This is a genomic window from Marinobacter halophilus (genome assembly GCF_003007685.1).
GTDB lineage: Bacteria > Pseudomonadota > Gammaproteobacteria > Pseudomonadales > Oleiphilaceae > Marinobacter > Marinobacter halophilus.
Map to the genome: position 1 here is coordinate 99,399 of NZ_PXNN01000016.1, position 14,417 is coordinate 113,815.

General features: G+C 57.8%; 11 protein-coding genes and 1 tRNA gene. 2 read left to right on the plus strand and 10 right to left on the minus strand.

Annotated features, from left to right (window positions below; all coding sequences use genetic code 11):
* The first annotated feature begins 178 nt into the window (after positions 1-178).
* Together C7H08_RS12910 and C7H08_RS12915 are read left to right on the plus strand one after the other, a co-directional pair.
* The gene (locus C7H08_RS12910) at positions 179-622 is read left to right on the plus strand and encodes a Spy/CpxP family protein refolding chaperone (RefSeq protein WP_106672838.1); all 444 of its coding nucleotides are present in this window, start codon (positions 179-181) and stop codon (positions 620-622) included.
* Positions 623-855: 233 nt separating this feature from the next.
* Positions 856-2,910: a BCCT family transporter gene (locus tag C7H08_RS12915; protein ID WP_106672577.1), complete on the plus strand. Its 2,055-nt coding sequence runs from the start codon at positions 856-858 to the stop codon at positions 2,908-2,910.
* Positions 2,911-2,962: 52 nt separating this feature from the next.
* Here the strand turns inward: C7H08_RS12915 and C7H08_RS12920 are convergent, their stop codons facing one another.
* The 10 genes from C7H08_RS12920 to C7H08_RS12965 form a co-directional block, all read right to left on the minus strand.
* A complete protein-coding gene (locus C7H08_RS12920) occupies positions 2,963-5,440 on the minus strand; it encodes an efflux RND transporter permease subunit (protein WP_106672581.1) in 2,478 nt (825 codons plus the stop codon).
* A gap of 48 nt (positions 5,441-5,488) precedes the next feature.
* Complete coding sequence (locus C7H08_RS12925; RefSeq protein WP_106672584.1) at positions 5,489-6,709, minus strand: methyl-accepting chemotaxis protein; 1,221 nt, start codon at positions 6,707-6,709, stop codon at positions 5,489-5,491.
* A gap of 7 nt (positions 6,710-6,716) precedes the next feature.
* The gene (lipA, locus tag C7H08_RS12930; RefSeq protein ID WP_106672587.1) at positions 6,717-7,763 is read right to left on the minus strand and encodes a lipoyl synthase; all 1,047 of its coding nucleotides are present in this window, start codon (positions 7,761-7,763) and stop codon (positions 6,717-6,719) included.
* 131 nt (positions 7,764-7,894) lie between these two features.
* Complete coding sequence (locus C7H08_RS12935) at positions 7,895-9,172, minus strand: O-acetylhomoserine aminocarboxypropyltransferase/cysteine synthase family protein (RefSeq protein WP_106672589.1); 1,278 nt, start codon at positions 9,170-9,172, stop codon at positions 7,895-7,897.
* A 151-nt stretch (positions 9,173-9,323) separates the two neighbouring features.
* A complete protein-coding gene (locus tag C7H08_RS12940; protein WP_106672591.1) occupies positions 9,324-10,535 on the minus strand; it encodes a serine hydrolase domain-containing protein in 1,212 nt (403 codons plus the stop codon).
* Positions 10,536-10,636: 101 nt separating this feature from the next.
* Positions 10,637-10,713 (minus strand) — tRNA-Met (locus tag C7H08_RS12945).
* A gap of 92 nt (positions 10,714-10,805) precedes the next feature.
* A complete protein-coding gene (ychF, locus tag C7H08_RS12950; RefSeq protein WP_106672593.1) occupies positions 10,806-11,897 on the minus strand; it encodes a redox-regulated ATPase YchF in 1,092 nt (363 codons plus the stop codon).
* Positions 11,898-11,979: 82 nt separating this feature from the next.
* The gene (gene pth / locus C7H08_RS12955; protein WP_106672596.1) at positions 11,980-12,570 is read right to left on the minus strand and encodes an aminoacyl-tRNA hydrolase; all 591 of its coding nucleotides are present in this window, start codon (positions 12,568-12,570) and stop codon (positions 11,980-11,982) included.
* A gap of 34 nt (positions 12,571-12,604) precedes the next feature.
* Positions 12,605-13,240 carry a 50S ribosomal protein L25/general stress protein Ctc gene (locus C7H08_RS12960; RefSeq protein ID WP_106672839.1) on the minus strand — a complete coding sequence of 212 codons (636 nt, stop codon included), beginning with the start codon at positions 13,238-13,240 and terminating at the stop codon, positions 12,605-12,607.
* Positions 13,241-13,431: 191 nt separating this feature from the next.
* Entirely contained in the window at positions 13,432-14,382 is a 951-nt protein-coding gene (locus C7H08_RS12965; protein WP_106672599.1) for a ribose-phosphate diphosphokinase, read from the minus strand.
* Positions 14,383-14,417 lie beyond the last annotated feature (35 nt).

A 14,417-nucleotide genomic window follows, 5' to 3' on the forward strand; every position in this document is an offset into this window, starting at 1 on the left:
ATAGCCGCCGGCCCGCGTGTGCTGCGGGCCGGCCGATTATTTTTCGGGAGTGTGTACAAAAAGAAGGGATGTCGGGGTGAAATGCGACGCCGTAATGTTTTAGGGTGTACACCCTTGAGCACTTAATGCAACGTAATCCGGCGGTTAATGCGTGGCTGCCGGCGACTTGGAGAAATTTATGAAGCTTGTAAAGATAATCGGTTCTGCTCTGGTAGCTCTCAGCCTTTCGATGCCGGCCTTCGCCCAGCAGGCGGCTCCCGGCCAGCCTGACCAGGTGGCCCAGTTGGCTGAGATGGTGGGTCTGTCTGAGACTCAGCAAAGTGAAATTCGCGGCATCATCAGCGAAATGGAAGGTGAGATCGGTGAGCTGCGCCAGAGCGCCCAAAGCCTCCAGCAGTCGTTGCAAGCTGAGATCAAGGCAGACTACAGCGAGTCGGCGATCCGCGATAACGCCGAAAAGCTGGGCGATGTCACCGGTGAAATTGCGGCCCTGTCGGCATTGATGCAGGCCCGTGTGGATGCCGTGTTCACGGCAGAGCAACGTGACGAGCTGGACCGTCGCATGCAGGAAATGCAGCGTCAGATGCAGCAACAGCAGCAGATGATGCAGCCGGGTCAGTAAAACGGCGATCACCATGGCCTGACCCTGGGGCGTGCAAGGCGTTTTGGGGCAGGCCGTGAGCACCATTCAATTCAGTTTTGCCCTGACGTTAGAGCTCCCTGCCTCGCACATAACCCGTGACTGATCTATAGGTTCATTACATGGATACCTGCAATTCGGTAATCCAGATAGTTCTTTTGTTCCTATAGTCATGGGCTGTAAAACAAATTCAACGACAACATGGATGCATGTCTATGACTTCAGACAAGAAAGCAATCCGGTCGACCATTCTGATACCGGTGTTTATTCCTGCGGTCGCCATCGCCTTGCTGTTGGTGGTGGGAACCATAAGTAATCCCGCTCTGGCGGGGGAAGTGTTCAGCACAACTCTGATCTGGATCACCGAAACCTTCGGCTGGTTCTACATGCTGTCGGTCGCGATTTTCTTGGTGTTCATCGTCGGTGTGGGCGCCTCCAAGTGGGGTAATATCAAGCTGGGTCCTGATCATGCCGAGGCGCAGTACTCTTTCCCGGAATGGTTCGCCATGCTGTTTTCAGCGGGTTACGGGATTGCGCTTCTGTTCTTTGGTGTGGCCGAACCGGTGCTGCACTTTGCGTCACCGCCTGCCGGTGCTGCTGAAACGGTGGATGCGGCCAAACAGGCGATGCAGATCGCTTTCTTCCACTGGGGCTTTCATATCTGGGCCATTTACGGCCTGGTCGGGCTGGTTCTGGCATATTTTGCCTTTCGCCACGGACTTCCAATGTCCATCCGGTCTGCCCTCTATCCGTTAATCGGCGAGAAGATTTACGGACCTATAGGTCACGCAGTGGATGTGTTTGCCATTCTCGGCACCATGTTCGGCATTGCCACCACACTGGGGTTGTCGGTTACCCAGATTAATGCGGGTATCAATTATCTCTGGCCTGCGGTGCCCATCAGTACCACGGTGCAGATCATTGCCATTGCCGTCATTACCGCAGCGGCGACGGTGTCGGTGGTGGCGGGTATGGACAAAGGGGTAAAGCGCCTGTCCATTCTCAACATGGCCCTGGCCATCGCCCTGATGCTGTTTGTGTTTATCGTCGGCCCGACCATCCACATTCTGGAAACCTTCCTGCAGAACACCGGCAGTTATGTCAGCGGTATCGTGGAGCGCACTTTCAATCTACAAGCGTACAGCCGCAGTGACTGGATCGGTAACTGGACGCTGTTCATTTTCGGCTGGACCATCGCCTGGGCGCCGTTTGTCGGTATGTTTATCGCCAAGATCAGCCGGGGTCGTACCATCCGTCAGTTTGTGATTGGTGTCATGCTGGTGCCCACCATCTTCACCTTCCTGTGGTTTTCGGTGTTCGGCGACACTGCCCTGCACCTGATCATGAATCAGGGGCTGGATACCTTGATCGCGGACGTTCAGGCAGACCATGCCGTGGCCCTGTTTCAGCTGTTTGAGCAGTTGCCCTGGTCGTTCTTTATCTCGCTGATCACGGTGCTGCTGATCATCACCTTCTTCGTGACCTCCTCAGACTCCGGCTCTCTGGTGATTGACTCGCTGGCGTCCGGCGGCGTGATTAACACCCCAGCCTGGCAGCGGGTATTCTGGGCGGTACTGGAAGGCGCCGTGGCGGCAGTGCTGTTGCTGGCCGGCGGCTTGAGTGCTCTGCAGACCATGACCATTGCGAGTGCCTTGCCGTTCGCCATCATCATGCTGATTGCCGCGGTCGGAATGTGGCGTGCGCTGATTATTGAGGGGCACCGTGAAACCAGCCTGCAGGCGCACATGATGAGTAACCGGCACTTGACGGGCTCGCAATGGAAGCATCGCCTGGCGGCCATGGTCGAATTCCCGGGCCGGCACCAGGTGGAAATGTACATCAAGAACACCGTGATGAAGGCCATGCGTGAGGTCGAGAAAGAACTCAAGGATCGGGGTTGGAACGCATACGCCGAATACGACGTGGAAAATGAGCGGTCACACCTGCTGGTGCATCGCGAGCATCACGTGGATTTCGTGTACGACATCCGCCTGACCGAGCACACCATGCCCGGGTTTGTGTATAGCGAACTGAAGCGGGACCCGGACCAGCCGGAGGCCTATTACCGGGCTGAGGTGTACCTGCGTCGAGGTGGCCGTGCCTACGATATTTATGGTTACGATGAGAACGATATCATCAAGGACATTCTGGATCAGTTCGAAAACTATTTGCACTTCCTGGATATCTCGCCGGGCAAGCTGCCTTGGGATATGGCAGAGCACGATGACATGATCGGAGCCCCGGATGATCCGGAGCCAGGCAAGGCCTGAATCGTTGATGATCTTAACCCCGTCTGAGCAATGCTCTGGCGGGGTTTTTTCTTTATGGGGCGGGGAACGGTCGGGTCAGAATGATCAGTCTTGGCAGCAACGTGAGAGCGCCCAGCAGCGCCATGAACATGGCAAAGCCGGTGAACAGGCCAAAATAGATGGTTGGAATGAAGTTTGACAACACCAGAATCGAAAACCCGGAGATGATGGTCAGCGAGGTAAAGAACATGGCCTGACCAATACTGCGGTGGCAGCGGTGCATGGTGGCCAGATAGTCGCCGTCTTTCGCGAACTCGGTTTTAAATCGGTGGATGTAGTGGATGGTGTCGTCCACCGCGATGCCCACGGTGATGGCGGCGACGGTAATGGTCATCATATCCAGCGGAATTCCCAGCCAGCCCATCAGGCCCAGTACAGAGCCGGCGGCAATCAGGTTGGGGGCCATGCCGATCAGTGCCAATTTTACCGAGCGGAACAGAATCAGGAACATCACCAGGATCGCGCCAAACACCACGCCGATGGTTTTGATCTGGGAGTCGAACAGGCTCTGCAGCATGTTGTTGTACATCACGGTCATGCCGGATAGCTGGATGCGTTCGTCGTCGTAACCGAGCTCGGTGGTTAGGTGCGTGCGGATGCGGTCCAGTAAATCCTGCCGGCGCAGATCCGGCATGGTTTCCAGAATCCGGATGCTGAACCGGGCTTGTTGGTGTTCTTCCGATATGTACGGGCTGAGCAAAATGTCCTGCAGATCCGCGGGCACGGCCGCCGGCACAAAGGCCAGTTCCACAGCATTCAGCGGTGTGCCGCCGTTAATCTGGGCTAACAGGTCCAGGGTGGTGCTGATCGACAGCACTTTACCGGTTTCCGGCAGGCTGTGCAGGTAGTTGTGCACCTCACTGAGCTGGCGCATTTTTTGGTAGGTGTACCAGGTGTCCCGGTAATCCTGTTCGTCGCAATCCTCGACAAACGGGTCGCAGTCGCTCGCGAAAGGGTCATCGTTGACGTTTTCCGGTGCCGGTTCATCGGTGATCACCACATCCAGCGGTGAGGTGCCGCCGAGGCGGTCATCGATGACGACCATGCCCTGATGGATTTCGGTGGAGGCTTTGAAATAGTCGATAAAGCTGTTTTCCACGGTCAGCCGGCTCAGGCCGATCACGCACAGCACGGCAATGATCCCAGAACCCACCAGCACCGTGCCGCCAAAATGCTCGGTGAAGCGAGCGAAGGCGTCGGTAAAGGGAATGCGGTCAGAGCTTACCCGCTGATCCAGCGGCGGCGGCAGCAGGCTGAGCAGGGCCGGGAAGATCAGGAAAGTCATCAGAAAGGCGACGGTCAGCCCCAGGGTCATCATCCAGCCAAAGTCGATGACTGGTCGGATGCCACTGAAGGTCAATGAGCCAAAGGCAACAATGGTGGTGATAGCCATATAGAAGCAGGGTTTGACCATGGCCATGAGTGTGCGCCGCAGAATGTCCTGCGACTGAGCCTGGGGCTCGTCGTGTTGGAACTCCCGGTAGCGCACAATCAGGTGGATGGTGAGCGACAGGGTCATGATCAGCAGCAGGGATACAAAATTGGACGAGATCACGGTGACGGGCCACTGGGCCCAGCCCAGAAACCCGATCATCAACCATACCGTGAAGCTGCAGCACAACAGCGGCACCAGCACCCAGCGCCATTGCCGGAAGATGATGGCCAGTGTCAGGATCAGAAAGCCGAGCACGCCCAGCCCGAAGGTGGACAGATCGTTCTGGATAAAGCGGATCATGTCGGAGACGATCATGGGTACGCCACCCAGGTGAATAGTGGCGCGATCCCGGTAGTCGTCGAGTATGGCGCGGACCCCCGCGATGGTGGCGTCCCGCTCTTTGCCGAGGGCTTCGGTGTACCGGATAAACTCCTGACTGACGCGCTCCAGCTGCCGTTGCTGATCGGCGTCGGCGACGCCGGTACTGACCTGGTCTCTGAGCTCATCGCGTTGGTTCAGCAGCTCGAAATAACGCTCGGGCGTTGGCAGGTTAACCTGGATCGCAGTGGTGCCGGCATCCTCGCTGAGCAGCAGGTTCGGGTACATTGGGTTGTCCAGCAGCGCCTGGCGAGCCGTATCTGGCGGTATCTCATCGTTATCAAGGGTCTTGATTTCACTATCTACGGTGTCCAGCGTCAGGTCCGGACTGTGCAACAGGGGCACGTTCAGAATACTGTTGGTCGAGCCGACAGCGGATAGGGCGTCCAGCTTGTCCCGCAGTGACCGGAAATGGCTGAGCTCGGTTTCGGTAAACAGTTCCTGATGAGGTGTGTAGGTAACTACAAGGAAGTCATCGGAGGTGGTGAACACGCGGTTGACCTGGCGATACTGCTCCAGTGAGCGATCGTTCTCCAAAACCAGGGATTCGGCTGACGCGTCCAGCCGGAACTGGTCAAAGCGGAGGGCGGCCACCGCCAGCAGTACGCCGAACAGAATCAGCACAATCCAGGGGTGTGGGAGAATAAAACGGTCGTAAAGGGCGCCAAGGCGGTTCATGAAAGACTACTCTGCTGGGAAAAACGAATGCAGAGTTTGCCACAAACCTCAGTGAACTGTGACCTTTGAGGCGGCTTGTTCCAGGGATTCGATCAGGTGTTTAAGGCGCTTGGTCATTTCTGCGCTGTCCGATAGCTGAGTAACCATGCTCTGTGTGGTTTCCCGAATACCCTGCACGTTGGCAAGAACATCATCGGTGTCCGCCGTTTGTTGGGCCGACATGTCCGCAATTTCCTGGTTGGTGCGGTCGATCCGGCTGACTACCTCATTAATCGCTTCCAGTGCTTGCTGAGCCTGTTCGGACTCGTCCACGCATCGGGCGGCATCTTCAGAACTGCCGGTCATCTGCTCAACGGCGGTTTTCATAGAAGCCAGTAGCTTGTCCAGAGTAGTCTGAATCTGCTCGGTGGAATCCTGCACCCGCCGGGCCAATTTGCGTACCTCGTCGGCAACCACGGCAAAGCCGCGCCCGTGTTCACCGGCTCTGGCGGCTTCGATGGCGGCGTTCAGTGCCAACAGGTTGGTCTGGTCGGCAATGCCCTTAATTTCGTTGATGGTCTGGCCAATGCCTTGGCTGCTTTCGGCCAGCGATTCGACGCTGCTGGCAGAGTTGCGAACCACCCGTTCCAGTTGGCGGATGCTGTCGGCACTGCGGCCGACACTGTCGCGACCGGCGATAGCGGTGTCCCGGGCCTCGTGGGACAGGGTTTTGGCGATGCCCGACTGCTCGGCAATGCCAACGAAGCTCTGTAGCATGGTCTCCACCACATCTGCGGATCGATCGGCGTCGGCCTGTTGCCGGGTCAGGTCATCCCGGCGCGCTTCTGCGGTCTCGGTCAGTTCCTGTACTTCCCGGTCCAGGCGTTCGATGGCGCCTTTCATGCTTCGGACAACCTCGACGGTGCGGTCCTGCATGGCGTTGAAGGCCACCGCCATTTCGCCAATTTCATCGGTGGACTCGGTCGGCGCCCGCTGGCTGAGATTGCCGCTGGCCTGCACGGACACCATGGTGTCTTTGAGCCGGTTCATGTGGCGTTCGATGAATGAAATCAGCAGTTGAGAGCCGGCCATTTCCAGTGCCATCAAGACAGCAACCACTAGGGAAAAGCCCGCAGCAGTGTCGGCAAAGACGTCGGCAAAGCTGCCGCCGGACTTTTCGGCAATCAGCTGCATGGCATAGAGCACCAGCAGGCACAGCACGGCAAACACCACAATATTCAGCAACCAGAACTTGTACTTCAGCCGGATGTTTCGCAGCAGGGTCAGCATGGGTGTCTCAGTCGATGGCCTTGACCGGAATCTGTACGGCGTCGGCAGGCTTGGGCACCTCGGGCACGTTCAGGCCCAGGTTGTTTTTGTCGAATACCCGGTCGGCTCGGTAGCTGGAACGCACCATGGGGCCGGACGGCACTTCCATAAAGCCTTTGGCCAGGCCGATCTCTCGGTAGCGATTGAACTCTTCCGGGGTGACGTAACGCTCCACCGCCAGATGATTCGGGGTCGGTCGCAGGTACTGGCCCAGGGTCAGGATGTCGACACCGATGGCGCGCAGGTCGTCCATGGTTTCCAGGACTTCTGCCTCGGTTTCGCCCAGGCCTAGCATCAGACTGGTTTTGGTGAGCACGTCCGGGCGGTGTTTTTTGGCATGGGCGAGTACACTCAGGGTTTTGTCGTAGCCGGCGCGAGGGTCTCGCACCTTGCCAGTCAGGCGCTCGACGGTTTCCACGTTCTGGGCGAAGACGTCGAGGCCGGAATCCACCACTTTCTCGACATCGCTCATCACTGCATCGAAATCCGGGGTCAGCGCTTCAACCGCCACTTCCGGCGTACGCTGCTTGATGGCGGAGATGCAGGCGGCGTAGTGTGCGGCGCCGCCATCTTCCAGATCGTCCCGGTCAACGGAGGTCAGGACGATATAGCGAAGCCCCATCAGCTCGACCGATTTGGCGGTGTTTTCCGGCTCTTCCGCGTCCAGCCAGCCCTTCGGGTTGCCAGTGTCGACTGCACAGAACCTGCAGGCGCGGGTGCACACAGAGCCCATCACCATGATGGTCGCGGTGCCGTTGGTCCAGCACTCACCAATGTTCGGGCAATGGGATTCCTGACAGACCGTGCTCAGGCGGTGTTCGGAGACGTTCCGGCGCACGGCGTCGTAGCGTTCGCCACCGGGCATCCGCGCTCTCAGCCATTTTGGCTTGCGCTCCAGGGGCTTGTCTTCCGTAGTGGCGGCCGATCGCTTGACGCCGTCCTTGATGGCACTGAAGCCGTGTTCGTTACGGAATTTGGAACCACTGGTGATGCGGGGTTTGGCGCTGTCGCTCATGGGGCCGGGAGCTCTCTGATCAGGGTATGGAGAACTTTAAAGGGTAATCGGCGGAGCGTATAGATACAAGGCAGATACGGGCAATCACGGGGTCACCGGGCACGACATTGGTCGTACCCGGTTGAGCGTTATCAAGCCTGGGATTTGTCCAGGGCCTGGGTGACGTCGGCAATGATATCGTCCACGTGCTCGATGCCGATCGACAAGCGCACCAGATCCTCACTGACGCCGGCACTCTTCAGTTCGTCTGCGTCGAGCTGGCGGTGGGTGGTGGTGGCGGGGTGGCAGGCCAGGGATTTGGCATCGCCGATGTTGACCAGTCGCAGGATCAGGTCCAGGGCGTCAATGAACTTCGCACCGGCCTCGCGGCCACCCTTGATGCCGAAGCTCAGAATGCCCGAGGCCTTGCCGCCACAGATCTTCTCGCAGGTGGCCTTGTAGGGGCTGTCGGCCAGAGTCGCGTAGTTGACCCACTCAACGGCCGGGTGATCCTGCAGGAATTGGGCAACTTTCTCGGCGTTGGCGCAATGCCGTTCCATGCGCAGCGCCAGGGTTTCCAGGCCTTGCATGATCAGGAAAGAATTGAACGGCGACAGCGCCGCGCCAGTATTGCGCAAGGGCACCACACGACAGCGGCCGATAAAGGCAGCAGCGCCCAGCGCTTCGGTGTAGACCACGCCATGGTAGGACGGATCTGGCTGGTTCATCATCGGGAATTTATCGGCACTGGCGGCCCAGTCGAATTTGCCGGAATCCACCACAATGCCCGCCACTGTTGTACCATGGCCGCCGATGTATTTGGTCAGGGAGTGCACCACGATATCCGCACCATGCTCAAACGGACGGCACAGGAACGGTGTGGCGACGGTGTTGTCGACGATCAGCGGGATGCCGTGTTTGTGGGCAATGTCGGCCCACGTCTGGATATCGACCACATTGCCGGCCGGGTTGCCGATGGATTCACAGAACAGCGCGCGGGTCTGGTCGTCGATGGCGTTTTCCACCGCCTCGAAATCATCGTGGGGCACCATTTTGCAGTTGATACCCTGGTTCGGCAGTGAGTGGGCGAACAGGTTGTAAGTGCCGCCATAGAGCTGACTGGTGCTGACAATGTTGTTGCCCACTTTGCAGATGGTCTGCAGAGCGTAGGTGATCGCGGCCATGCCAGAGGCGACCGCGAGCGCGCCAATGCCCCCTTCCAGGGCCGTCATGCGCTCTTCCAGAACCGAGTTGGTCGGGTTCATGATGCGGGTATAGATGTTGCCCTGCACCTTCAGATCAAACAGATCAGCACCGTGCTGGGTGTCGTCGAAGGTGTACGAGGTGGTCTGGTAGATCGGCGTAGTGGCGGCCTTGGTGGTCGGGTCGCTCTTGAAGCCGGCGTGCAGTGCGAGGGTTTCCGCTTTCATCACAACATTCCTTGCAGGTGGTTTGTGTTTGATTGTTTTGGGGCCCTGAGTATGCCATAGGCCATGGATCTATCGCACAGCTCGAGGTGTTATAGCCTTATATGCAAACAGCTAACCACCTGGCTTGTGAGAGATTAATGGTTTGGCCAGTTTATACCAGCGCCCCATAGACCAGTGCTCGCAGTTCCTGCCGCAACGGGTAAGACGATGAGGGTATCAGTTGAGTCATGAAAATGACGACCAGGTCTTCCTGAGGGTCCACGAAGAAGCTGGTGCTGGCCAGCCCGCCCCAGCCGAACTCGCCTTCGGAGCCAATGGTTTGGGATTTGGCCACGTCCGTCTTGACCGAGAAACCCAAGCCGAAGCCGCTGCCCTGGTAGGGCGTCTCGGTGAAGCCACCAATCGACAGGGCAGGGAGGTCCTGGTTATCCGGCAGGTGGTTGCGGCGCATAAACTCCAGGGTTTTGCGTCCGATAATCCGTTGCCCCTGGAATGCGCCGCCCTGGCACAGGGCCTGGGCAAAACGGTGATAGTCGTCGATGGTTGACACCAGTCCGCCCCCGCCCGACAGGAAGCGGGGGTGCTTCAGGTACTTTGAGCGCTCAGGATCGTCCTGCAGTTTCAGGGTGTCGCCGGGCTGGCGCAGGTAGCAGGCCGCAAAGCGATCCTGCTGATCCGGACGTACCTGAAAACCGGTGTCGGTCATGGCCAGTGGCCGGAAGATGTGTTCGTCAAAATAATCAGCCAGTGACTGGCCAGAGAGCTGCTGCACCAGGTAGCCCAGCACATCCGTCGACACCGAATAATTCCAGGCGGTACCGGGCGAGAATTCCAGGGGCAGTTCCGCCAGCCGCTCCACCAGTTTGTCCAGGGTCAGGATGGAGCTGCCATCCAGCTTCAGCTGACGGTAGGCCGCATCCACTTCTGTACGCTCGGTGAAACCGTAGGTCAGGCCAGAGGTGTGGGTCATCAGGTCCCGGATGGTCATGGTGGTGGTTGCCGGCTCGGTTTCAAAATCCGGGTAACGGCCGCTCTTATAGACCCTAAGATTACGCCAGGACGGGATGTACTTGTGCACGGGATCGTTCAGCAGAAACTTGCCCTGCTCATACAGCTGCATCATCGCGATGGAGGTCACAGGCTTGGTCATGGAATAGATGCGGAACAGGTTGTCCCGCTGCATCGGCCTGTTGCGTTCGATATCCATCAGACCCTGGGCATCGGCCCACACGATCTCGCCATGCCGGGCCACCAGGGCGGCGAAGCCGGATAGCTTGCCCGGTTGAACGTAGTGTTCGTTAAAGTACGGACTGATCCGGGTGAGCCGGTCCAGAGACAAACCGGAAACGAGTGATGCCGGCATGGGCGATGGTCCTGTGCTGAATAATGTCAGTCGGGCTGGTAATCCCAGTGGGGCCAGAACGAAAAAAGCCCGGCTCTTGCGAGTCGGGCTTTTAAGAATACTGGTAGCAAGGGGCGGAGTCGAACCGCCGACCCCAGCATTATGAGTGCTGTGCTCTAACCAACTGAGCTACCTTGCCATTTCGTGTAGGGGCAGGCCCTGAACGAGGCGCGTATTTTCGGTATTTGGGCCTGGCCTGTCAAGGCTTTGAGCCCAAAATAACCCGAAAAATTACACGTTAAAGCGGAAGTGGATCACGTCACCGTCCTGAACGATGTATTCCTTGCCTTCCAGGCGCCATTTGCCGGCATCTTTGGCGCCGGCTTCGCCGTTGTACTGCACGAAGTCGTCGTAGCTGACGATTTCGGCGCGGATGAAGCCACGTTCGAAGTCGGTGTGAATCACTGCGGCGGCCTGGGGCGCGGTGGCACCAACCCGGACGGTCCAGGCGCGCACTTCTTTCACGCCGGCGGTGAAATAGGTTTGCAGGTCCAGAAGCTTGTAGCCCGCGCGGATCACGCGATCCAGGCCGGGCTCGTCCATGCCCATTTCATCCAGGAACATGGCTTTTTCTTCGTCTTCCAGCTCGGAGATCTCGGCTTCCATCTTGTTGCAGATGGGTACCACGGAAGCATTTTCCGAGGCGGCAATGGCCCGAACGGTGTCCAGGTGTGGGTTGTTCTCGAAGCCGTCTTCATTGACGTTGGCAATGTACATGGTGGGCTTGACGGTCAGCAGGCACAGCTCACGGACCAGCGCCATCTGGTCTTTATCCAGATTCATGCTGCGCACCGGCGTGCCTTCGTTCAGTACCGGTAACAGCTTCTCGAACATGTCCAGTTGAGCCTTGGCTTCTTTGTCGCCACCTTTGGCGATGCGCTGCACCCGCTTGATGGCTTTTTCCACGGTATCCAGGTCGGCCAGCGCCAGCTCGGTATTGATCACTTCAATGTCGGAGGCAGGATCGATCTTGTTGGCCACGTGGATGACGTTACTGTCTTCAAAGCAGCGCACCACGTGGGCGATGGCGTCGGTCTGGCGGATGTTGGCCAGAAACTGGTTGCCCAGGCCTTCACCTTTGGAGGCGCCAGCCACCAGGCCGGCGATGTCTACGAATTCCATGGTCGTGGGCACCACCCGCTGGGGTTTGACGATCTCGGCCAGTTTGGTCAGGCGCGGATCGGGCATGGCGACAACGCCAGCGTTGGGCTCGATGGTGCAAAACGGGAAGTTTTCCGCACCAATGCCGGCCTTGGTCAGTGCGTTGAACAGGGTAGATTTGCCGACGTTGGGAAGGCCGACGATGCCGCAGTTAAATCCCATGGAATGCCTCTGCTGGTGCAAATAATTTGGACGGATTATACCGGTGTATCGGTACCGGTGCGAGTAAGGGGTTGTGTCTTGCTCAGACTGTAGGCTTGAAGCTGTGCAGGCGATTCATCGCGGCGGCGAGTTTGCCGCTGGCCGCGTCAGGCAGTACCCGCAGGATCTCATCGATCACCGCGTTTAGTTCTTCGGTTTCCTGTTTGCCGAGACGGCCGAGCACATAGCCGGTAACTTTGCGGCTGTCGCCAGGGTGACCAATGCCAATGCGAAGTCGCTGGAAATCATGGCTGCCCAAGTGGGCAAGGGTGTCACGCAAACCGTTGTGGCCACCGTGTCCGCCGCCTTTTTTGAGTTTGGCGGTGCCAGGGGGGATGTCGAGCTCGTCGTGGGCAACCAGAATTTGTTCGGGGGGGATCTTGTAGAAATCCGCCAGTGCCTTGATGGCCAGGCCGCTGCGGTTCATGAACGTGCTGGGGTTGAGCAGATGCAGGTCAAGACCTTGCCATTGGATGCGGGCGTAGAGCCCGTGGTACTTTTTCTCGGGGCGGAGTGTCTGGCCCGCAGTGCGGGCCAGAGCCTCGACGAACAGGGCGCCGGCGTTGTGGCGGGTATTCTCGTAGTCGGCACCTGGATTGCCCAGACCAACCACCATGACAATATCCTGTGCCATACGCCAGCATTCCCCTACATCACACCTGGAGTGATTACTCCTGGTCTTCGCCTTCTTCGCCTTCTTCGGCGTCATCAACCTTGGCACCGCGCGGCTTATGAATAGCCACAACAGGCAAGTCGTAATCTTCGCCCTGAATCAGAGCGGCAACCCTGACGCCTTTCGGCAGCTTCAGGTCGCTCAGGTGAACCACCTGGTCCATTTCAACAGTGGCCATATCCACTTCAATGAACTCGGGCAGGTTCTGCGGCAGACAGATCACTTCTACTTCGTTGATCTGGTGGTTGGCTACGCCGCCCTGAAGCTTGATGGCCGGTGCTGTGTCTTCGTTCAGGAAGTGCAGCGGAACGTTAACGTGGATTTCGTGGTCCTTGTCAACGCGCAGGAAGTCGGCGTGGGTCAGCAGCGGCTTGTACGGGTGACGCTGCAGATCTTTCAGAATCACGCTCTCTTTCTTGCCATCCAGCTCGATGGTCAGAACGTGAGAGAAGAAAGCCTCGTTCTCCAGAGCTTTTTTCAGCTCGTTGTGCCAAATGGAGATGGAAACGGCTCCTTTGTCACCGCCATAGACGATGGCCGGGATTTTCCGTTCCTCACGACGCAGGCGGCGGCTCGCACCTCTCCCCTGAACGTCGCGAGGAAATGCTTCAATTACAAATTCCTGGGACATGGTATGTACCTCAATCGTCATCTGAACTGCCCGCGACCAGGCGTCTGAACAGATGATATTTTTCGAATAGCCTCAGAATATTTTCTTCGGCTGACTAAAAGAGTCGGGAGCCTTGCAGGGCTCCCGACTCAGATGCTGTTACAGCGTATTTTAACCTGCTGATCTGTCTGACTATCTCTGGAGGTTTCGGGTCAGACGTTCTCGAACATGGCGCTGATGGACTCTTCATTGCTGACGCGGCGAATGGACTCCGCGAGCAGGCCAGCCATGCTGAGGACGCGGATTCTATCACAATTCTTTGCTTTGTCACCCAGCGGGATGGTGTCGCAAACGATCAGTTCGTCCAGTTCGGACGCATTGATGTTATCGATAGCAGGCCCCGAAAGCACCGGGTGGGTGATGTAGGCAACAACCCGCGCAGCGCCGTGCTCCTTGAGCGCTTTGGCGGCTTTGCACAGGGTGCCTGCGGTATCAATGATGTCGTCCACCAGTATGCAGGTCTTGTCTTTGACATCACCGATGATGTGCATGACCTGGGATACGTTGGCCTTCGGGCGACGCTTGTCGATAATAGCCAGATCGGCATCATCCAGTCGCTTGGCAACGGCCCGGGCACGAACAACGCCGCCCACGTCTGGTGACACCACCACAAAGTTTTCGAAGCGTTGCTTCTCGATGTCTTCGAGCATGACCGGTGTGGCGTAAATGTTGTCTACCGGGATGTCGAAGAAGCCTTGAATCTGATCGGCGTGCAGGTCGAGAGTCAGCACACGATCCACGCCGATGCTGGAAATCATGTCGGCCACGACCTTGGCACTGATGGCTACTCGCGTTGAACGAACGCGACGATCCTGACGGGCGTATCCATAATAAGGGATAACGGCGGTGATTCGTGTTGCGGAGGCACGGCGAAGTGCGTCTGCCATCACGATCAGTTCCATCAGGTTATCGTTGGTGGGGAAGCAGGTGGGCTGAATGACGAAAACGTCATGGCCCCGAACATTCTCATCAATCTCGACAGTGGTTTCACCGTCACTGAACCGGCCTACTGTGGCCTGGCCCATGGGAATATGGAGTTTTTGAGCGATAGCTTTGGCAAGGTCGGGGTTGGCGTTGCCAGCAAAGATCATCAATTTGGACACGACGGCATCCTTCTCGGTAACGGCGTTTGATTCAG

What these genes read in the sequence shown, in the direction of transcription:
- C7H08_RS12910 (WP_106672838.1), top strand. Translation starts at nt 179, where the DNA reads ATGAAGCTTGTAAAGATAATCGGTTCTGCTCTGGTAGCTCTCAGCCTT.
- C7H08_RS12915 (WP_106672577.1), top strand. Translation starts at nt 856, where the DNA reads ATGACTTCAGACAAGAAAGCAATCCGGTCGACCATTCTGATACCGGTG.
- C7H08_RS12920 (WP_106672581.1), bottom strand. Translation starts at nt 5,440, where the DNA reads ATGAACCGCCTTGGCGCCCTTTACGACCGTTTTATTCTCCCACACCCC.
- C7H08_RS12925 (WP_106672584.1), bottom strand. Translation starts at nt 6,709, where the DNA reads ATGCTGACCCTGCTGCGAAACATCCGGCTGAAGTACAAGTTCTGGTTG.
- lipA (WP_106672587.1), bottom strand. Translation starts at nt 7,763, where the DNA reads ATGAGCGACAGCGCCAAACCCCGCATCACCAGTGGTTCCAAATTCCGT.
- C7H08_RS12935 (WP_106672589.1), bottom strand. Translation starts at nt 9,172, where the DNA reads ATGAAAGCGGAAACCCTCGCACTGCACGCCGGCTTCAAGAGCGACCCG.
- C7H08_RS12940 (WP_106672591.1), bottom strand. Translation starts at nt 10,535, where the DNA reads ATGCCGGCATCACTCGTTTCCGGTTTGTCTCTGGACCGGCTCACCCGG.
- ychF (WP_106672593.1), bottom strand. Translation starts at nt 11,897, where the DNA reads ATGGGATTTAACTGCGGCATCGTCGGCCTTCCCAACGTCGGCAAATCT.
- pth (WP_106672596.1), bottom strand. Translation starts at nt 12,570, where the DNA reads ATGGCACAGGATATTGTCATGGTGGTTGGTCTGGGCAATCCAGGTGCC.
- C7H08_RS12960 (WP_106672839.1), bottom strand. Translation starts at nt 13,240, where the DNA reads ATGTCCCAGGAATTTGTAATTGAAGCATTTCCTCGCGACGTTCAGGGG.